19 protein-coding genes are annotated in these 18,723 nt (G+C 71.0%); 4 read left to right on the top strand and 15 right to left on the bottom strand.

The annotated features are described in order from the left end of the window. Positions 1-130 precede the first annotated feature (130 nt). Both AB0K18_RS37975 and AB0K18_RS37970 read left to right on the top strand, forming a co-directional pair. A complete protein-coding gene (locus tag AB0K18_RS37975) occupies positions 131-1,057 on the top strand; it encodes an SDR family NAD(P)-dependent oxidoreductase (RefSeq protein ID WP_364924732.1) in 927 nt (308 codons plus the stop codon). Further along, positions 1,054-1,809, top strand: coding sequence for a class I SAM-dependent methyltransferase (locus AB0K18_RS37970; RefSeq protein WP_364924729.1), 756 nt, complete (start codon positions 1,054-1,056; stop codon positions 1,807-1,809). The genes AB0K18_RS37975 and AB0K18_RS37970 overlap by 4 nt, the downstream gene beginning before the upstream one ends. On the opposite strand, the gene AB0K18_RS37965 is transcribed toward AB0K18_RS37970, so the two are convergent. From AB0K18_RS37965 to AB0K18_RS37955, 3 genes are all read right to left on the bottom strand, one after another. Further along, entirely contained in the window at positions 1,710-3,116 is a 1,407-nt protein-coding gene (locus AB0K18_RS37965; RefSeq protein ID WP_364924726.1) for a hypothetical protein, read from the bottom strand. The genes AB0K18_RS37970 and AB0K18_RS37965 overlap by 100 nt on opposite strands. A gap of 164 nt (positions 3,117-3,280) precedes the next feature. Continuing rightward, positions 3,281-4,213 carry a hypothetical protein gene (locus tag AB0K18_RS37960; protein WP_364924723.1) on the bottom strand — a complete coding sequence of 311 codons (933 nt, stop codon included), beginning with the start codon at positions 4,211-4,213 and terminating at the stop codon, positions 3,281-3,283. Next, the gene (locus tag AB0K18_RS37955; protein WP_364924720.1) at positions 4,210-5,025 is read right to left on the bottom strand and encodes a 2OG-Fe(II) oxygenase; all 816 of its coding nucleotides are present in this window, start codon (positions 5,023-5,025) and stop codon (positions 4,210-4,212) included. The genes AB0K18_RS37960 and AB0K18_RS37955 overlap by 4 nt, the downstream gene beginning before the upstream one ends. Positions 5,026-5,131: 106 nt before the next feature. Between AB0K18_RS37955 and AB0K18_RS37950 the strand changes: the two genes are divergently transcribed. Continuing rightward, on the top strand, positions 5,132-6,046 hold the full coding sequence (locus tag AB0K18_RS37950) for a glycosyltransferase family 2 protein (protein ID WP_364924717.1): 915 nt from the start codon (positions 5,132-5,134) through the stop codon (positions 6,044-6,046). Positions 6,047-6,056: 10 nt separating this feature from the next. Further along, positions 6,057-6,605, top strand: a complete 549-nt coding sequence (locus AB0K18_RS37945) for a dTDP-4-dehydrorhamnose 3,5-epimerase family protein (RefSeq protein WP_364924714.1) — start codon at positions 6,057-6,059, stop codon at positions 6,603-6,605. On the opposite strand, the gene AB0K18_RS37940 is transcribed toward AB0K18_RS37945, so the two are convergent. From AB0K18_RS37940 to AB0K18_RS37885, 12 genes are all read right to left on the bottom strand, one after another. Continuing rightward, positions 6,494-7,918, bottom strand: a complete 1,425-nt coding sequence (locus AB0K18_RS37940; RefSeq protein ID WP_364924711.1) for an O-antigen ligase family protein — start codon at positions 7,916-7,918, stop codon at positions 6,494-6,496. The two genes, AB0K18_RS37945 and AB0K18_RS37940, sit on opposite strands and share 112 nt — an antisense overlap. Further along, positions 7,915-8,646, bottom strand: a complete 732-nt coding sequence (locus AB0K18_RS37935; RefSeq protein WP_364924708.1) for a hypothetical protein — start codon at positions 8,644-8,646, stop codon at positions 7,915-7,917. Before AB0K18_RS37935 ends, AB0K18_RS37940 begins: the two co-directional genes overlap by 4 nt. Before the next feature lie 7 nt (positions 8,647-8,653). Then, positions 8,654-9,493 (bottom strand): hypothetical protein, encoded by an 840-nt coding sequence (locus AB0K18_RS37930; protein ID WP_364924705.1) that lies wholly within the window; start codon positions 9,491-9,493, stop codon positions 8,654-8,656. An 89-nt stretch (positions 9,494-9,582) separates the two neighbouring features. Beyond that, complete coding sequence (locus AB0K18_RS37925; RefSeq protein ID WP_364924702.1) at positions 9,583-10,407, bottom strand: hypothetical protein; 825 nt, start codon at positions 10,405-10,407, stop codon at positions 9,583-9,585. Positions 10,408-10,414: 7 nt separating this feature from the next. Beyond that, the gene (locus AB0K18_RS37920; RefSeq protein WP_364924700.1) at positions 10,415-11,293 is read right to left on the bottom strand and encodes a glycosyltransferase family 2 protein; all 879 of its coding nucleotides are present in this window, start codon (positions 11,291-11,293) and stop codon (positions 10,415-10,417) included. 17 nt (positions 11,294-11,310) lie between these two features. After that, on the bottom strand, positions 11,311-12,786 hold the full coding sequence (locus AB0K18_RS37915; protein ID WP_364924697.1) for an oligosaccharide flippase family protein: 1,476 nt from the start codon (positions 12,784-12,786) through the stop codon (positions 11,311-11,313). A gap of 12 nt (positions 12,787-12,798) precedes the next feature. Then, positions 12,799-13,791, bottom strand: coding sequence for a hypothetical protein (locus AB0K18_RS37910; protein ID WP_364924694.1), 993 nt, complete (start codon positions 13,789-13,791; stop codon positions 12,799-12,801). Beyond that, the gene (locus AB0K18_RS37905; protein ID WP_364924691.1) at positions 13,779-15,053 is read right to left on the bottom strand and encodes a DUF4910 domain-containing protein; all 1,275 of its coding nucleotides are present in this window, start codon (positions 15,051-15,053) and stop codon (positions 13,779-13,781) included. The genes AB0K18_RS37910 and AB0K18_RS37905 overlap by 13 nt, the downstream gene beginning before the upstream one ends. Beyond that, positions 15,050-16,066 carry an SDR family oxidoreductase gene (locus AB0K18_RS37900; protein ID WP_364924688.1) on the bottom strand — a complete coding sequence of 339 codons (1,017 nt, stop codon included), beginning with the start codon at positions 16,064-16,066 and terminating at the stop codon, positions 15,050-15,052. Before AB0K18_RS37900 ends, AB0K18_RS37905 begins: the two co-directional genes overlap by 4 nt. After that, complete coding sequence (locus AB0K18_RS37895; RefSeq protein WP_364924685.1) at positions 16,066-16,713, bottom strand: PIG-L deacetylase family protein; 648 nt, start codon at positions 16,711-16,713, stop codon at positions 16,066-16,068. Before AB0K18_RS37895 ends, AB0K18_RS37900 begins: the two co-directional genes overlap by 1 nt. Then, positions 16,710-17,489, bottom strand: coding sequence for a glucose-1-phosphate cytidylyltransferase (locus AB0K18_RS37890; protein WP_364924682.1), 780 nt, complete (start codon positions 17,487-17,489; stop codon positions 16,710-16,712). The genes AB0K18_RS37895 and AB0K18_RS37890 overlap by 4 nt, the downstream gene beginning before the upstream one ends. Beyond that, positions 17,486-18,694: a class I SAM-dependent methyltransferase gene (locus tag AB0K18_RS37885; RefSeq protein ID WP_364924679.1), complete on the bottom strand. Its 1,209-nt coding sequence runs from the start codon at positions 18,692-18,694 to the stop codon at positions 17,486-17,488. The genes AB0K18_RS37890 and AB0K18_RS37885 overlap by 4 nt, the downstream gene beginning before the upstream one ends. Between the last annotated feature and the right edge of the window lie 29 nt (positions 18,695-18,723).

The raw sequence follows: 18,723 nt of genomic DNA, 5'->3' as shown, positions 1-18,723 counted from the left end.
AACCGCCTCTGAACGCCGCCGCCCCCTGCGAGGGCGGCGGCGTTCGGCGTTCCGGAGGGGCGTAACGGCGTGCGGGCGGGCCGGGATACACCTGTGACCGGGCCGTGGGGAGCCGGGGGAAGGTGCGCTGATGACGTGGACGGGCAGGCGGGCCCTGGTGACGGGGGCGTCGGGGTTCATCGGCGGGCACCTCGCCGCACGCCTGGCCGCGCTGGGGGCCGAGGTCCACACCGTGAGCCGGCGCGCCGCAACGGGCGGGGACGACGCCGCGAGCACCCCAGCGGACGGGGTCCGGCGGCACCAGGTGGACCTGCGCGAACCCGAGGCGACGACCGAGCTGGTACGCACGGTCCGCCCCGATGTCCTGTACCACCTGGCGAGCGAGGTCAACGGGGCCAGGGACCCTGAGATGGTGCGGGTCACGCTGGCGGGCAACCTCGTCGCCGCGGTCAACGTGCTGGACGCGGCCCGCGCGCACGCCGTCAGGACCGTGCTGACCGGCTCGATCGAGGAGCCGCGGCCGGGCAACGGGCACGCGCCGCCGTCGTCGCCGTACGCGATGGCGAAGTGGGCCGCCACCGGCTACGCGCAGCTCTACCACCGCTTGTGGGAGCTGCCCGTCACGGTGCTGCGGCCCAGCATGGTGTACGGCCCCGCCCAGCCCGACACGACGAAGCTCATCCCGTACGTGACGCTGTGCCTGTTACGCGGCGAGCGCCCCCGGCTGACGAAGGGGACGAAGCTCGCGGACTGGATCTACGTGGACGACATCGTGGACGCGTACGTGCGGGCCGGGGAGTCGGACAAGGCGATCGGCCACACGATGGACATCGCGACCGGGGTGCGGACGTCCGCCTACGACATCGTCATGAAGCTCTTCGCGATCGCCGCGCCTGGACAGACCCCGGAGTTCGGCGCGGCGCCCGACCGTCCGTACGACATCACGCAGGTCGGCGACATCGCCCCGGCGGCGGAGCTGCTCGGCTGGCGGCCGGTCACGGACCTGGACGACGGGTTACGGAGAACAGTCGAATGGTACGGGAAGGTGCCCGCGTGAAGAGCCGACTGAACGCCCTGCGCAGCCGTTTCGTGGACGCCCCCGACTCGCTCGGGGCCAAGGCGCGGGCCCGGCGCTGGCAGTGGTTCGCGAGCCGCTTCCCCGACCTCGACCGCATGCACGTCCTCGACCTCGGCGGCACGGCCGGCGCCTGGCTGCGCGCCCCCGTCAGGCCGGCCCACGTGCACATCGTCAACCTCGAACAGCCGCCCACCGACCTGCCCTCCTGGCTGCGCGCGGACGTGGCCGACGCCTGCGACCTGCCGCCCGCGATCCGCCGCGCCCGCTACGACCTGGTCTTCTCCAACGCGGTCATCGAGCACGTGGGCGGGCACCAGCGGCGGCAGCGCTTCGCCGACACCGTGCACGAGATGGCCGACCGGCACTGGGTGCAGACGCCCTACCGCTATTTCCCGGTCGAGCCGCACTTCCTGTTCCCCGGGTTCCAGTTCCTGCCGCTGGCGGCGCGGACGACGATCCTGCGGCGCTGGCCGCTCGTGCACACGCCGACCTCCGACCGGGACGCGGCGCGCATGATCGCCATGGAGGTCGAGCTGCTCAGCGTGACCGAGATGCGGCACTACTTCCCCAAGTCGCGGCTGCACTTCGAGCGGCTGGCCGGGCTGGTGAAGTCGGTGATCGCCATACGGGGTCAACCCGCGGTCACGCTCGCGACGCCGTCCTCCCAGGTGTTGCCGCGCCAGACGTTGCCGGGGCCGTGCGCGTCCCAGTACGACACCGGGCCCGCGTAGCCGCCCTTCGGCCACACCCGGCGGCTGAAGACGTTGTCGATGACCTTGATGTTGGACGACATGCCCTTCTTGCCGGCGCCCGCGTAGAGGGTCCAGCCGCCGCCGGCCAGCAGGTTGCCCTGGACGGTGACGTTGCGGGTCACGCCGAAGTCCTGGAACAGGGCGATCGCCCCGGTCTGGTTGAGGGTGTTGATGACCGTGTTCCGGCGGATGATCAGCTCGGTGCCGGAGGCGGCGGTGCCGGTGGACATGATCATGTCGGTGTGGTCGCCGGAGTAGTACTTCGGGTCGTGCACGTACGAGTCCTCGATCAGGCCCTGGTCGGTGAGGATGCCGTTGGAGATCGTGTGGATGTCGACCCGGTGGATCGTGATCATCTTGCCCTGGTTGAGTATCCCGAACTGGGTGCGGCGCTTGCCGTTGCCGAAGATCTCGCTGTCCTCGACCTTCAGGCCGGTGTGGCCGGCGCGCTGGAGGATGCCCCAATAGTCCTTCTGGCCGCGGACGCGGGTGTTGCGGATGGTCACGTTGTCCGCCTCGACCGTGATGTCGCCCGTGACGTCCCAGCCGTCGATGACCATGCCGTCCTGCTTGATGATGATCGAGCCGGTCTTCTCGACCATCCTGGTGCCCGCGGGGACGCCGGTGTTGCCGGGTCCCGGCCAGTCGCCCGAGGGCGGCACGGTGGTCCTGGTCGGCTCCGGGGCCGGCGTGGAGGTCGGGGTGGGGGTCGGCGTGGGGGTCGGGGTGGGGGTCGGGGTGGGGGTCGGGGTGGGCGTCCTGGTCGGCTCCGGGGTCTGGGTGACGGGCGGGGTCGGCGGCCGGGTGAACGTCCGTGTCGGGACGGGCGTGGGGCTCGGCGGGAGCGGCAGCGTCCGCGTCACCGTCGGGCTGGGAAGGGGCAGCGTGCGCGTCCGCGTCGGGGTGGGGGCGGATGTGCGGGTGCGCGTGGGGCTGGGAGCCGGGGTCGCCGTGCGCGTCGTGGTCGGCGCGGCGGTCGGGCGGCGGGTCGGGCGGGGCGCCTGCTTCGTGGGACGCCGGGGCCACCATCGCCAGAAGTCCCGCTCGCGCCGGTACCAGGGCGGCGTCGTGGCGGGGCCGCGCAGGTGACGGCCCGCGGCGGCGCCGGGAGCGACCTTCCGGGACTCGGCGCCGCTCAGGCGGGGCTCCGACGCGTCGGTCAGGACGGTACGGGGTTCCGGCTCACCGACGACGACCGCGTACGTGCCGGCCAGTGCCGCCACCACGGAGACGCCGGCGAGGGACAACCAGCCGGCGTTCCTGCTCTTCCTGCGCTGCCTGGACACAGGCGACTCCTTCCGATCACGGCCACGTCAAGTCCCCCAGGGGGAGAGATTAGCCATGCCGAAGGACAAAGAGAGGATATTCCGCGAAAAAGGACTCGCGGCCTCCCCATTCTCAGGAAACTCACCTTTCCCGAATATCCCGAAAAACGATCATAAAACGGCACCTATCCAGGCGTTACTGTTTCCCCGTTTTCCCATACATTCCCCTCCCACTGATTTCCGGACCCGTCATCATCCCAATACGCAACCGGCCCGGCAGCTCCCCCCTTGGGCCACACCTGGCGGCTGAAGACGTTGTCGATGACCTTGATGTTCGACGACGGCCCCTTCTCCCCGGCCCCCGCATAAAGCGTCCACCCGCCACCCGCGAGCAGGTTGCCCTGGACCGTGACGTTACGGCTCACCCCGAAGTCCTGAAAAAGGGCGATCGCGCCCGTCTGGTCGAGCGTGTTGATCACGGTGTTGTTCCTGATGATCAGCTCGGTGCCGGGCGCGGCGCTCCCGGTAGACATGATCATGTCGGTGTGATCGCCCTTGTAGTACTTCGGGTCGTGCACGTACGAGTCCTCGATCAACCCCTGATCGGTGGAGATGCCGTTGGAGATCGTGTGGATGTCCACGCGGCGGATCGTGATCAGCCTGCCCTGGTTGAGAATGCCGAACTGCGTCCGCTTCTTGCCGTTCCCGAACACCTCGGTGTCCTCGACGGTCAGCCCGGTGCGCCCCTCCCGCTGGAGGATCCCCCACCAGTTGTCGGTGCCGCGCACGCGCGTGTTGCGGATGGTCACGTCGTCGGCCTCGACCGTGATGTACCCGGTCACCTCGACGCCGTCGATCACCGCGCCGTTCTCCTTGACCACCATCGGGCCCGACTTGCGCAGCCGTACACCGTCGGGCACGCCGGTGTTGTCAGGGCCGGGCCAGACCCGCTGGGAGGGCGGGGCGGAAGGCGTGGTGGGCGCGGCGGCCGGGCTCGAAGGAGCCGGGGTGACGTCGAGCCGGTCCCGCCCGCCGGACGCCTGACAGGCCGTACCGAGCAGCACGAGCAGCGCGGCCAGGCCCGCCCCGAGACCCCTGGCCGCGATGCGCGGCCTCACTCGCCCTTGGTCTTCCGTCCGCCGACGAGGTCCGCCAGCGCGGGCGGCGTCCAGCGTTTGGCGACCTGGCGCAGGTTGCTCTTCCACGCCTCGCCGGGACGCTGGCGGAACAGCGTGGTGTGCTCCTCGGTGACCTCGTCCGCGGGCCGGCCGTTGGAGTAGTAGTAGAGGGCCATCGAGCGCCGTGCCCGGTCCTCAGGGCAGGTGAGCGGGTCGGGGTGGCCGTGGTTGGCGTCGTCGGTGGTGGCGAACAGGACGAACCGGTTGAAGACCGGCAGGATCTTGCCCTCGCACGCGGTCATGTCCTTGTTCCAGAGCTGCAGGTGACCGCCGTAGTCCTCCTGCCAGTCCTTGTTGAGGTAGAGCAGGCCGTTGAGCCGCCGGTCGAGGTTGAGGCGGCGGCTGCGGTTGAAGTCGGCGTGCACCTTCAGGAAGCCGCCTGGGCGGATCTGGTGCAGGCCGCCGCCCTCGAAGTGCGGGTCGGAGACGAGGCCGGTGATGCCGGTCAGCCGCTCCAGGAAGTCGATGAACACCCCGCCGTTGAACTCCGCCAGCAGGTGCCGGGTGGCCGGGCCCATGCGCTCGGGGTCGGCCAGCGCGAGCTTGACCTCGCGGGCGGTGTCGAAGCGCTGCCAGGTGGCGTCCCGCGGCTCGGGGAACTCCGCCAGCACCGGCTCCAGCGCCTCGGGCGGCAGGAAGTCGTCGATCACGACGTGACGGAACGGCGACGCCGTACGGAACTGCTCGGAGTACTTGTCCGCGAGCGGGAAGAGCTCGTCGCGACGAAACGTGAAAGCCTGCAGATCCTGCATGGATTGTGTCTCCGTCTCTACGACACCGGCCCCTGATCCACATATCGCCCCACATGTGCCTTCTGTTACCTGTAACGATCCATTCCTGGGGCACGATGGCCGATTTGTGACGCCCGCCCGAGTCGCGATCGTGATCGTGACCTACAACAGCGCGCCGGTGCTCGGCGGCTGCCTGGCCTCGCTGGCCGCGGGCGCGGAGGGGACCCGGCTCGCGGCCGTCGTGGTGGCGGACAACGCCTCCAAGGACGATTCGCTCGCGCTCGCCGGGAAGGCCGAGCTGCCGGTACGTCCCGTCCAGGTCGGCAGGAACGCCGGGTACGCGGCCGCCATCAACGCCGGCATCGCCGCGCTCGACCTCGCCGAGCTGGACGCCGTCCTCGTCCTGAACCCCGACTGCCGGCTCCGCCCGGGAGCGCTGGCCGCCCTCTGCGCGGCGCTCGACCGTCCCGGCACCGGCATCGCCGTCCCCCGCCTGGTCAGCACGGACGGCGTGCTGCACCACTCGCTGCGCCGCACCCCGGCGGTACGCAGGGCGCTGGCCGAGGCGCTGATCGGCGGCCGGCTCGCCGCCCGGATCGGCACGCTGGGCGAGATGGTCACCGACCCGGCCAGGTACGAGCGCCCCGGCCCCGCCGACTGGGCCACCGGAGCCGCCATGCTCCTGTCGGTCGAGATGATCGAGCAGGTCGGCCCCTGGGACGAGTCGTTCCTGCTCTACAGCGAGGAGACCGACTACGCGCTGCGCGCCGGGGACGCCGGCTGGACGCTCTGGTACGACCCGGAGGCCGTGGCCGAGCACATCGGCGGCGAGGCGAAGACCAGCCCCATGCTCGCCGCGCTGCTCACGGTCAACCGGGTGCGGCTGTTCAGGCGGCGGCGCGGCCGGGTGGCGAGCGCATGCTTCTACCTCGCGGTGCTGCTGGGCGAGGCGATGCGGGCGGCGGCCGGCCGGCGTACGGCGCGGGCGTCGGTCGTGGCGCTGCTCAGGCCGTCCCGCCGGCTGCGGACCCTACCGGGATGAGAGGAACGCGATGAGAGTCGAGCGCCTGGAGCTCGAAGGCGTGCTGCTGTTCGTGCCGACGCCGCACCACGACGAGCGCGGCTTCTTCACCCGCACGTTCGACACCGCGCTCGCGGCCGAGCACGGCCTGGACCCGCACGCGTTCGTGCAGGACAGCCAGTCGCGCTCGCGCAGGGGCACGATCAGGGGCATGCACGGGCGTTCCGGACGCGGCGAGGCCAAGCTGGTGCGTGCCGCGCACGGCGCCGTCCTGGACTTCCTGGTGGACGCCAGGCCCGGCTCGCCGACGTTCGGCGCGCGGACGGCCGTCCGGCTCGACGACGTGACGTTCGCCCACCTGTACGTCCCTCCCGGCTTCCTGCACGGCTACCAGGCGCTGACGGAGCACGCCGACGTCTGCTACCGCATCGACAGGGAGCACGACCCGGCGGAGGACCTGGCGGTCCGCTACGACGACCCCGACCTCGCGCTGCCGTGGCCGTTGCCGGTCGGCGCGGTCAGCGAGCGGGACCGGTCGGCGGGGTCGTGGAAGGACCTCAGGGCCAGGCTGGGGGCCTGAGCGGCGCGCCGTTCCATCCGCAGCATCGCCCCGGCCGTGCCGACGAACAGGAACATCACGCTGGTGATGCCGGGGAAGGACAGCAGGTCGAACGTGGCCGCGCCGAGCAGCGGGATCAGCAGGCAGGCGGCGACGGTCAGCGCGAGGTTGCGCACGTCGGGGTCGGTGCTCATGCGGCGTACGCGCAGCGCCACGACGACCCCGGTGACGATCACCCCGACGAACCCGAGCATGCCGAGCAGCCCGGTCTCGACCAGGGAGAGCAGGTACTGGTTGTCGAACACCTGGTGCTTGTATGGGTACCAGGTGCCCGGCCCGCGACCGAAGATCGGGCTCCGCTCGAACTCGCGGATCGCCCAGGGGTAGTCGTGGGTGCGGTAGATGATGCTGCTGTCCTCGCCGGCCCCGGCGAACAGGTTGTAGAAGGTGCCGAGCAGGCCGGGCGCCAGCAGCTTCATGACGCCGAGGAACACCCCGAACGCGGCGAGGGCGGCCAGGCGCCGCCGGTTGTTCCAGCCGATGAGCAGGATCAGCCCGGCGCCCGCCAGGCCGAGCACGGCGGTCCTGGAGACGGAGAACATCAGGCCGGCCGCGATGACGGCGGCGCAGAGCCACCAGCGCACCGCGCCCTGGCCGCGCCGGTGCGCCTGGAAGCCGAGGTGCGCGGCCAGCGGCAGCAGCATCGCCGACAGCGCGCCGAACTCGATCGGATGCCCCAGCGTGCCCGACACCCGGCGCAGGGCCGAGCGGGAGATGACGGTCGGCACCTCCTCGGTCGACGTGGGGCGCAGGCCGGGCAGCCGCAGATATTGGGTGAGGTCGACATTCAGCCTGAACTGCAGCAGCGCGACGGCCGCCGCGAACGTGCCGCCGACCACGAGCGCCTTGAGCACGAAGTCGAGGCGCTCACGGGTGCCGACGCCGTCGCACATGACCAGGACGAGGCTCACGTACCCGAAGTAGAGGACGAGCGTGTGGTCGGCCAGGTTGAGCTCGTCGGAGGGCAGGTAGAGGGAGGTCGTGTAGCCGTAGACGGCCAGGATGACCAGCGCGTACGCGAAGACCGCGGTACGCACGGGGTTCGGCCCCTTGGCCACGCCGGTCGTGCTGACCATCTGCGCGCACGCCCACACCAGGCCAAGCGTCAGCGCGACGATCTCGGCGGGGGTGAGCGACAGCGGCAGCCCCGCGACCGCCAGCCGGGCCGGGACGAACAGCAGCACCAGGGCGAACAGGCCGGCCAGCGTGGCGCCGTCCGCGCGCCGGGGCACCACGACGGGAGCGGCGGTCAGGCCGGGGGGCGCGGCCGTCATCCCTCGTGTCCCGCCAGCGAGCGGGCCCCGTTGGCGGCGGCCGTCTTCAGGGGCGCGGACGCGGCCCCGTCGCGACGGCGGGCGCGGCGGTGACGGGCGAAGCTGTCGGCCGCGAACGCCGCGAACAGGCTCACGAAGGCCGCCAGCGCGCCGGCGACGACCGCGCTGCGCAGCCGGCTGCCCTTCTTCTCGTCGGGCTCGGTCGGCGGCACGACGACGGTGGCGCTCACGTACGTGGCGGGCGGCGCCTTGACCTGCTGCTGCCGGGCGCGCAGCTCCTTGGCGGCCAGCGCGGTCACCTTGACGACGATGGAGTGGGCCTGCTCGGCGGCCGGCGCCTCGCAGGTGACGACGATGAACGGGGTCGCCGGCATCAGCTCGGGGTTGGTGCCGCCGCTGGTGACCCTGAGCGTGACGTCGCCGCCCGGCGGCACCCCGACCTCGGCGGCGGCCCTCGGGGTGTTCAGCGCCTGGATGAGGATCGCGGAGGTCATGTTGAGCCCCTGGTCGAAGGTGACCAGCGGGTTGGTGCTCGGGTTGGGGAACTTGGGGTCGCTCGGCAGGCTGCCGCCGGTGACGGGCAGCGTGAGGACGATGGCGGAGGTGGAGACGAAGGTCTTCGGTGCCGTGGCGTACACGCCGAAGGTCGCGGCGATCGTCAGCAGGAAGGCAGGTGCCGTCACGTACCAGCGCCTGAACAGCACCGTCACCGTCGCCCAGAAGTCCATGGGGCCGTCACCCCTCGCCGTCGTCCTGGCCGGCCTTCCTGGGCCCGGGGACGGGCGAGAGGTCCTCGCCCCGGTAGGCGGGGAACTCCACGGTGGCGGAGCTGTCCTCGTCGGCCGCCTCGGGCTCCGAGGGCTCCTCGGGCTCCTCGGCCTTGGCTGCGGCGGGCGGCACGGGCTCGTCGGGCTCGGCGGGTTGCTTGACGGGACGGGCCGGGCGTCTGATGACCAGCGCGTACGCGAGGCCCATGCCGAGCACCAGGACGAGCAGTCCGGCGCCGATGCCCGCCTGCCACTTCAGGCTCTCGTCGGCCTCCGGCACGGAGGGCGGGACGATGTCGGTCGAGGTGATGAACGTGTTCGGCGGCGCGCCGAGCGCCCGCTGCCACTCCGCCAGCTCGTCGGCCACCCGCTGCCGCGCCGCCATGAGCACGGACGTGGCGCGGCCCGGCGAGTCGCTGGTCACCTGGATGTAGATGTAGGGGCCGTTGATGTCGAGGACGTTGGGGTTGCTGCGGCCGTCGTCGATGACGATGTCGGTCGGGCCGTCCTTGGGCGCGCCCAGCTCCGTCCAGACGTCCTGGGTGTTCATGGACAGGATGACGATGCTGGCCCCGGTCTTGAGCGCGTCGTTGAAGGACAGGAACGGGTTCGTCAGGCCCTGCTTGGTCTTGTCGTTGGGAATGGTGCCGCCGTTGACCGGCATGGCCAGCACGAGGGAGACGTCGGTGGTGTGGCGGGCGGGCACGAAGGCGTGCACGGCGAGGCCGGCCAGGATCGACGCCACGATCAGCGGCGGGCCGATGCGCACTTTCGTGAGGAGACCGAGAAGCGCCTTCCAGAACTCCATTTGGTACGTTCCCCCGCCTCGCGACGCTCCCTCTATAGGGAGCCATCGCCGATAAGCCGTTCAACGTTACATTTCACCGAATTCGCTGCTCAGCTGAGCGGCAACTGCGTCTCGGTGTCGGGACGTGCCACGTACGTCGAGTAGTCGGGGTGGTCGAAGCGGTGCAGCACCTGGATGTTGTCGTTCCAGGGCGCGGGCACCGGGCGCTTGTGCCGCAGGCCGTTGATCGGGGCCAGCTTCATCAGCTCGCCGGCCTCGTTGAACTCCCTGATCGCGCTCAGCTCGCCGACGTACTCGTTGTGGATGACCTGGTCGTCGTCGCCCACCGTGTCGTCGAGGTAGCAGAAGACGCGCGGCAGGAAGTATTTGTGGTCGCCCTCGAACATCCGCAGCGCCGCCGCCGTCGAGCTGTAGAAGTCGACGTCGATCGAGACGAACCCGATCGGCGCCGGCCGCTCCGCGTCGAGGAAGTCGACCACGGTGTCGCTGATGTCGCCCAGGATCAGCTTGGCGTCGCCCAGGCGGGCCCGCAGCGCGTCCACGTCCATGACGAAGTCGCCCTCGCGCCAGATGTAGGGCAGGTCGCGGTAGTCGGTGGGCTTGGGCAGGCCGGCGCCGGTGTCGAAGCCGTACACGTCGATGCGCACGCCGGTCGCGGCCGTGGCCAGCGCCGCCATGCGGTTGAGCTCCACGATGCCGGCGCCGCCCGCGACGCCGAACTCGACCACGCTGATCCGGCCCACGCCGAGCCTCCTGGCCAGTTCGGCGGCCTGCCGCACGCCGTAGGCGTAGTGCGGGCGCGGGTAGAGGTCGAGTGCGCAGCGCAGGTCGTACGAGCCGAACGGCAGGCGGCGCATGACGGCCAGCAGGATCCGGCCCGGCTGCATGAGCAGCCGCACGAGACGTATCAACACCGGCGATTCACCCTTTCGAGGAGACGGCCCGGGCGGCCAGCCCGGCGAGTTTGCGGCCACGGTGCGTCAGCATCTGCCGCTGCCGCCGCCAGTACGTGCGCGCCAGCACGGCCCGCGCCCTGCCGCGCTGCTCCGCGGACAGCTCGACGATGCCCAGGGCCCGGTACATCGCCCGGAACTGCAGGGTGGTGGCGAAGTGCGCGGTCCAGGCCGGCACGCCGAGCGCGGCGGCGATCCCGGACAGCCGCCGCTCGCGCAGGCCGCGGTGGGCCAGCGGCTCGGGCACGTGCCCCCAGGGCGCGGTCAGCGCCAGCATGGTGGCGTAGACCTCGTCCTCGCGGATCATCAGCGGCCTGGGCACGGCGGCCACCCGCTCGCGCCGCATCAGGCCGTAGAGCGGGTCGAGCCCGTGGTGCTGGGTGGTGACGACGTCCCAAAGCTCGTCGAGCCGGTCCACGGGGTCGTCGGAGAGCATCCGGGTGCCGCGGTAGCGGGGCCGGTGCACAGTGCCGTCGGCCCGCGTGTACGTCATGTCGGTGGTGACCAGGATGAGCCGCTCGTCGGCCAGGAACTGCCGCAGGGCCTGGGAGACGTACGAGGGTTCGAGCAGGTCGTCGTCGCCCATCCAGCGGAAGTACTCGCCGCGCGCCCGCCTCAGCACCTCCACGAAGTTGCCCACCACGTGCAGGTCGCGCGGCTGGCGGTGGTAGGAGATCCGCTCGTCCTGGCGGGCCAGCTCGCGGCAGAGCTCCTCGGTGCCGTCGGTCGAGGCGTTGTCGGAGATCACCACCTCGATGTCGGCGTGGTCCTGGGCCAGCGCCGACCGCACGGCCGTCTCCAGACGGTCCGCGCCGTTGCGGACCGGGATTCCGATGGACACCAGCACGCTCTTCTCCTCGTGGGTCATCGCGCTCGGGCGGGAAGCAGCCGCACGAGCCGATCGCTCAGCAGGGTTAACTGGTCGCGGGTCACGACGACCAGCGCGTACGCCAGCAGCCCGCCGCCGCCGGCCACGACGAGCTGGACGAACGGCAGGCCGTCGGTCACGGTGGCCAGGCCCAGCATGACGGCGGCGCACACGAGGGCGCCGATCGCCGGGCGGAGCAGGCCGGGCAGGACCGGCGCCAGCCGCACCCCGGCCCGGTGCACGGCGAGCATGGCGAGCGGCAGCGCCACCAGCACCGCGGCGGCGGCCTGCCCGATGGCGGCGCCGCGGATGCCGTCGAGGTGGGTGCCGACGATGACGGCGGGGATCATCGCGGCGGCGTGGCCGAGGTTCATCCACACGGTCGAGCGGGTGGCGCCCTGGCCGTTGAGTATGTCGAGGGCGAAGGAGGTGAGCATGCGCACCACCATCAGTACGGCGAGGAAGCGCAGCACGCCGGCCGACAGCTCCCAGCGCTCGCCGTAGATGAAGATGATCAGCGGGTGGGCCAGCACCGCCATGAACGCGGCGAGCGGCAGCACCATGGTGACGAGCAGCGGCACGCTCTTCTGCACCCCGAGCGAGAGCGAGGCGCCGTCCCGCTCGGCGAGACGGGAGAAGCCGGCGATCGACACCATGCGGATGGCGCTGCCGATCACGCCGGGCACCCAGCTGGAGACGTTGAACGCCATCAGGTAGAAGCCCAGCCAGTCCTTGCCCATGATGTTGCCGACGATGATGTAGCCCACGTTGAGCAGCATGATCTCCAGCGCGATGCCGGCCGCCGACGGGATGCCGAAGCGCAGCAGCCGCCCCGCGATCCGCCGGTCGAACCCCAGCCGGTACGGCAGCCGCGCGTAGTACAGCATGAAGAACCCGGTCACCACGGCCCCGACGAGCTGCCCCCAGGCGAAGCTGTACGGCCCTGCCCCGCCCGCCGCGAGCACGATCGCCACCGGCGCGTTGACCAGGAAGCCCGCCAGCACGGCCTTGGTGTTGCTGCCCGTGCGGAACCAGCGCAGCAGGGCGGCGCTGCGCACCGCGGTGATGGCCTCGACGAGGATGACCGCGGTGAGGATGCGCACCACCGGGGTGGCCTCCTCGCTGCCGGCCAGCGCCGAGAAGTAGGGGGCGCCGACCCAGAAGAGCCCGTACAGGCCGAGCGCGGAGCACATGGTCAGCGTCGTCGCCGTGGGCGCGATCTCCTCCAGCCGGCCGCGCCACTGCACGACGGCCGACATGACGCCGACGTCCTTGACGACCATGACGAGCTGGGTCGCGGCCAGGGCGACCGCGTAGATGCCGAAGTCGGCGGGTGCGAGCAACCGGGCCAGCACGAGCCCGAGGACGAACGAGCCCGCCCTGGTGACCAGGGTGCCGAGCAGGCTCCACACGGCCCCTCGGCCGGCCTTGCGTCCGATGTCGCTGATGTCCGGGCCCGGTTGCTCTTCCATGCCCGCCTTTCCCTAGCTAGGCTCGTCGATCCGCTCCAGCCAGATCTCCCGCCAGAACGGGATGAACGCGCGGGGGCAGTTGGACTTGTAGACGCCGTCACAGATGACGCCGTCGAGCGCGATGCAGGGGTTCTTCATGGTCAGCATCACGCCGGTCTTCTCGTCGATGCAGCGTTCCACCCGGGCCACCACCCGGGCGGTGCGCCCGCAGGAGCGCGCCATGTCCTCCTCGAAGCCGAGCCCCCTGTTGTAGCCCTTGGTGGTCAGGGTGGCGACGATCTCGTCCTTCGACTTGATCCTGACCAGCTCGCCCGGCTGCAGACCGGTCGTGCCCGTCGGGGCGGGTCCGGTGTGCGGGCCTGGCTGGACGAACCCCCATGCCAGACCGTCCTTGATGCGCAGCCGTCGCGGGAACTTCCGCGACAGCCGCTGGTAGCGGTTGAACAGCCCGAAGAAGATCGTCCGTAGCGTCGGCCAGATCCCGGCGTTGCCCACCCGGATATCCGCCACGTACTGCCCGACGTTACGGAAGGGCAGTAACTCGGGCGCCGCCCGCAGCAGCTCGGTCGCCTGGCAGCGAAAGCGCTCCTCGCCGCCGGGGCCGGGCTCCTTGCGGGTGTTGACCTCCAGGATCGGCAGCAGCGGCCGCTCGGGGCTCACCCGGCCGGGCTCCGGCGTGGGCGCGCCGTCCACCTTGCGCACCCAGGCGGTCTTCCAGTACAGCAGGCAGGCCGTCTGGCAGCCGCCGTGCGCCGAGCCGTCGCAGCGGGTGCCCGCGAGGTGCACGGCGTCCCGCATGCGGCGCATGCCGGTGCTGCTGATCGTGTCGCAGAGCTTGGTGGCCACCTTGTGCACGGTGAGCCTGCGTCCGCAGTAGCGCAGCATCTCGGGCATGAAGGGGAGGTTGTCCAGCTCCCCGTTCTCATCCAGCGTGGCGAGGATCTCCTCGGCGCTCAGGACCTCGACCACGTCTCCGACTTTCAGCGTCGGACTCAACTGATCCACTCCTTCAGCAAACCGGCGTTCTGCAATGACCGTGCGGCGTCCGCCAGCGCGGCGAACGGCATCGTGGAACGACGTGCTATGTCGAGGAGGCTGTGTTCGGTGTCGGAGAGGTTCAGCACCCACAGCATGGCCAGCTGGGCCTCTTTGGTGTCGCTGCGGCCGCCGAGCGAGCCGTACAGGCCGCGGGCGCCGAGCTGTGGCTCACCGTACGGGCTGAGGTTCTGGTAGCGGCGGTTGCCCTCCAGCACCTGTACGGCGGCCCACAGGGTCTCCAGGGTGTCCTCCATGGCCTCGGGGCGGACGAGATCCGGGTCGTCCCCCGAGGTGTGATATTCCGGGTAACTCCCGTAGGTGGACCGGGTCAGCGATCCGACGGGCAGGTTGAACCCGGGTGAGCCGTACTGGCGCTCGTCGTAGCCGTACGGGGTGAAGTCGAGCAGCGTGTGCGGACGGTCCTTGAGCACGTACGCGAAGACCTGGTCGATCTCGGCGTCCCCCCGCCTGCTGCGCTTGTAGGTGAGCCGGCCGGGGTCTCCGGCGCAGGCCAGCGTGAGACCGTGGCTGATGAGCCCGGTCCTTTCCCTGTTGCGGGCCAGCCAGGTGATGGCCCCGATGGTCCCCGGCGCGAAGACGAACCGGTAGGTGTAGCGGCGCTGCGGCAGCTCGGCGAGCCGGCGGGCCAGCGCGACGGCCACCGCCACCCCGGCCAGGTTGTCGTTGGCCAGCGACGGGTGGCAGACGTGGCAGGAGATCAGCACCTCCTGCGCGCTCTCGCCCGGCACGACGTGCTCGCCGTAGGTCAGGTGGCCGTCGGCGAGCGTGGCGTCGATGCGCACCTCGTAAGGGCCCTCGCCCATCGTGTCCAGGGTGTCCTGGCTCAGGCAGAAGCCCCACGTCTCGGCGTAGTAGCTGGTCCGGTACGGCACCAGCTGCGGCTGGTCGGGCAGCGTGTGCAGGTGCCCGCGCAGCTCGTCCAGGGTGAGCGTGGCGTGGACGGGCACGCTGTAGCCCACCACGTGCAGGTTCGACTCCTGGAAGTCGACCACCCTGGCCCCCGAGGGGTCCTTGATGGAGGCGTCGCGGATGTTCCACTCCCGGGGGATCGTCCAGTCGAGCACCTTCGTGCCCGTCGGCACCTCGGTGAGCCGCAGTGGCGCCGACTCGCCGATGATCTCCAGGGTGCGGCGCAGCCCGTCGCCGGTGATGCTGCGGCACAGCGGGTAGAGGCGGCGTACGAGGGCGTGCATCTCCTCGCCGGTCATGGCCGCAGCGTGGCGTCGACGGTGCCGGCCGCGCGCCGGTCGCCGAGCCTGGCCAGGCGGGTGTAGCGGCGTTCGAAGTCGTGCCTGGTCAGGCCGTAGTCGCGGTAGGCGTCGATCAGCTCGACCGCGCCCGCCTTGACCGTCCAGCGCGCCTCGAAGCCCAGGGCGGCCCTGATGCGGGAGAAGTCCACCCGGTACGAGCGCGGGTCGGCGCCCGCCTCCCCCGTGATCGTCAGCGTCGATCCCGGCACCGCCTCGATCACCTCGTCCGCGATCTCGGCCACGGTCACGTTGTTGACCTCGGTGCCCACGTTGAAGGCTCTGGCGTGCACGGCCTCGCGCCGCGCTTCGAGCGCCGCGATGAACGCCTGCCCGATGTCCTTGGCGTGCACCAGGGGCCGCCACGGCGTGCCGTCCGACAGCACCCGGACCTCGCCCGTCAGGTACGCGTGCCCGACCAGGTTGTTGAGCACGATGTCGGCCCGCAGCCGCGGCGAGAAGCCGAAGGCGGTGGCGTTGCGCAGGAACACCGGCGTGAAGTCGGCGTCGGCCAGCGCCACCAGGTCGTCCTCGACCCGCACCTTGGACTCGGCGTACGGGGTGACGGGCCGCAGCGGCGCGTCCTCGTCCAGCAGGTCCGCACCGCCGGACGCGCCGTAGACCGAGCACGTGGAGGCGTAGAGGAACCTGCGCACGCCCGCGTCCTTCGCCAGCCTGGCCAGCCGGACGGAGGCGTGGTGGTTGATGTCATAGGTGAGGTCGGGCGCGAGCGCCCCGAGCGGGTCGTTGGACAAGGCGGCCAGATGGATCACGGCGTCGCAGCCGGCCACGTGCTCGGGCCCCGCGTCCCGCAGGTCCACGGCGTGCGCCCGCACCGGCTCAGGGGACGGGCCGAGCACGCAGTCGGCGAACAGCCCCGAGTCGAGGCCGATCACCTGGTGCCCGGCGGTGACGAGCATGGGGGCCAGCACGGTGCCCAGGTAGCCCTGGTGGCCGGTGAGAAGTACCCGCATCAGTTCTCCAGATCGACGGTCAGCTTGGAAACGTGGAACGCCTCTGCGTAGCGCGCGTGGCACTCGATGCCGCGGATCCGGGCGAGGCCGAGGAACGCCTCGCGGTCGTACCAGGGGCGGTGCCGTTGCGAGGCGTAGTGCCGCTGGAGCAGGTCCGCCTTCAGCGCGGCCACCTCGTCGGCGAGCGGCTGGTAGACGGACGGGGCGGCGAGGTCGCCGTCCCATTTGACGATCTCGTAGCCGAGCGTCAGGTGATCGCGGAAGGCCGTGGGCACCAGCTTCGCCAGCCCCCTGTGGTCCTGGTGGGCGTCGCCCCGCCAGGGCGCGAAGATCAGGCCGGGGTCCGTACGCGAACGCAGGTCCTCCACCGCCGCCTTGGCCTCCTCCCACCGGGCGGGCAGGTAGCCGTCGGGCAGCTTGAGCACGGTGACCCGCAGGTCCGCGCCGGGGCAGAAGTCGGCGAGCGCCGCACGCTCCTCGTCCTCCCTGGCGGTGCCGCCGCCGGTCAGCACCAGCGCGTCCACCCGCAGCCCAGGACGGGCGGCGCAGAGGGTCAGCAGGCTGCCGCCGGCCCCGATCGCCAGATCGTCGCAGTGGGCGGCGAGCGCCACGATGCCGGTCAGCCGACCGGCGCGGAGCCCGATCATCGGGACCGTTCCCACAGGGCCCACGGCCGCTCGCCCCGCGAGTACGCCTCGTCCAGCTCCATCCGCTGGTTCACGGTGTCGGTGGGCCGCCAGTAGCCGCGGTGCCGGTAGGCCAGCAGCCGGCCGCGCTTGGCCAGCTCGACGCAGCCGTCGGCGACCAGGTCGCCGTTCTCCGGGATGTGCTCGAAGACCTCCTGGGTGAGCACGAAGTAGCCGCCGTTGACCCACACCGGCATCTCGCTGACCGGGGAGATGCCGCCGACCACGCCGTTCTCGGCCACGTCCACGCAGTGGAAGGTCTGCGAGGGCGGCACCACCATCATCGAGGCGGCGGCGCCCGAGGTGACGAACCGGTCGATGACGTCCGGCAGCGGCGCGTCGGTGAGCACGTCGGCGTAGTTGGCGAGGAACATCTCCTCGCCGCCGAGGTGGTCGCGGACGCGGCGTAAGCGCTCGCCGATCGGCGAGTTGACGCCCGTCTGCACGAACGAGATCGACCAGTCGGAGATGTCGCTGGACAGCAGCTCGACTTCGCCACCGCGCAGCACGAAGTCGTTGGAGGTGGCCTCCTGGTAGCCGAGGAAGAAGTCCTTGATGTGGTGGGCGCCGTACCCCAGGCAGAGGATGAACTCCTTGTGCCCGAAGTGCGCGTAGTAGCGCATGACGTGCCAGAGCAGCGGGCGCGGGCCGACGAGCGCCATCGGCTTCGGCACCTCGCCCGGGACGCCCGTCCGCATGCGCGTGCCGTAACCTCCGCAGAACAGGACGACCTTCACACGACCTCCAGGTGGGGAATCGGGAAGACCAGCCGGCCTCCCCATTCGTGCACATGGGAGAGCTGGGCGGTGAGCTCGTCGCGCAGGTTCCAGGGCAGCACCAGCACGTAGTCGGGGCGGTCCCGGGCGATGCGCTCGGGCTCGGCGATCGGGATCCTGGCGCCCGGGGTGAACCTGCCGTGCTTGTACGGGTTGCGGTCCACCGTGTACGCCAGCAGGTCGGGCCTGATGCCGCAGTGGTTGAGCAGCGTGTTGCCCTTGCCGGGCGCGCCGTACCCGACGACGGTCTTCCCCGCGTCGGCGGCGTCGATGAGGAAGCGCAGCAGGTCGCGCCTGACCTTGGCGACCCGGTCGGCGAAGCCGGCGTACCCGGACAGGTCGTGCAGCCCGGCCGCCTTCTCCCTGGCGAGCACGTCGTGCACCCGCTGCGACGGGCTGCCCGACGGCCGGGCCCACAGCCGGATGGAGCCGCCGTGGGTGGGCAGCAGCTCGACGTCCACCAGCGTCAGCCCGCCGGCGGCCAGCCCCCGCTGCGCGGAGGCGACCGTGTAGTACTGGAAGTGCTCGTGGTAGATCGTGTCGTACTGGTTGAGCTCGACCAGCGTCAGCAGGTGCTGCACCTCGATCGAGACCCAGCCGTCGTCGGCCACGAGCGCGCGCAGGCCCTCGGTGAAGCCGATGACGTCGGGGATGTGCGCGTAGACGTTGTTGGCCACCACGAGATCCGCGGGACCGTTCCCGGCCCGCACCTCGGCGCCGGTCTCCGGGGTCAGGAACGCGGTCAGCGTCGGCACGCCCTTGTCCCTGGCCGCCTGCCCCACGTTGGCCGACGGCTCGATGCCGAGGCACCGGATGCCGCGCTCGACCACGTGCTGCAGCAGGTAGCCGTCGTTGCTGGCCACCTCGACGACGAAGGACGGCTTCAACCGTTCCACGGCCGCGGCGACATAGCGTCCTGCGTGCTCGACCCAGGACGAAGAATAGGAGGCGAAGTATGCGTATTCCGTGAAAGTTTCTTCCGGTGTGATGAGCGGCGGTATCTGCGCGAGCCAGCACTGCGTGCACACCCGGAGGTGCAACGGATACGTGGTCTCGGGTTCGTCAAGGCGTTCGGCGGTGAGAAAAAGCTCACAGGGCGGCGTCGCCCCCAGATCCACCACGCTGACCAGGTCTTTCGCCCCGCACAAGCGGCACGGTGTCGTCATCGATGGATCCCACCCGTTAATGGCACGAT

The sequence above is a fragment of the Nonomuraea sp. NPDC049421 genome (assembly GCF_040677005.1).
Lineage (GTDB): Bacteria > Actinomycetota > Actinomycetes > Streptosporangiales > Streptosporangiaceae > Nonomuraea > Nonomuraea salmonea.
Note: the sequence above shows the minus strand (reverse complement) of the source record. Positions and strands in the feature narration are given on the sequence as shown.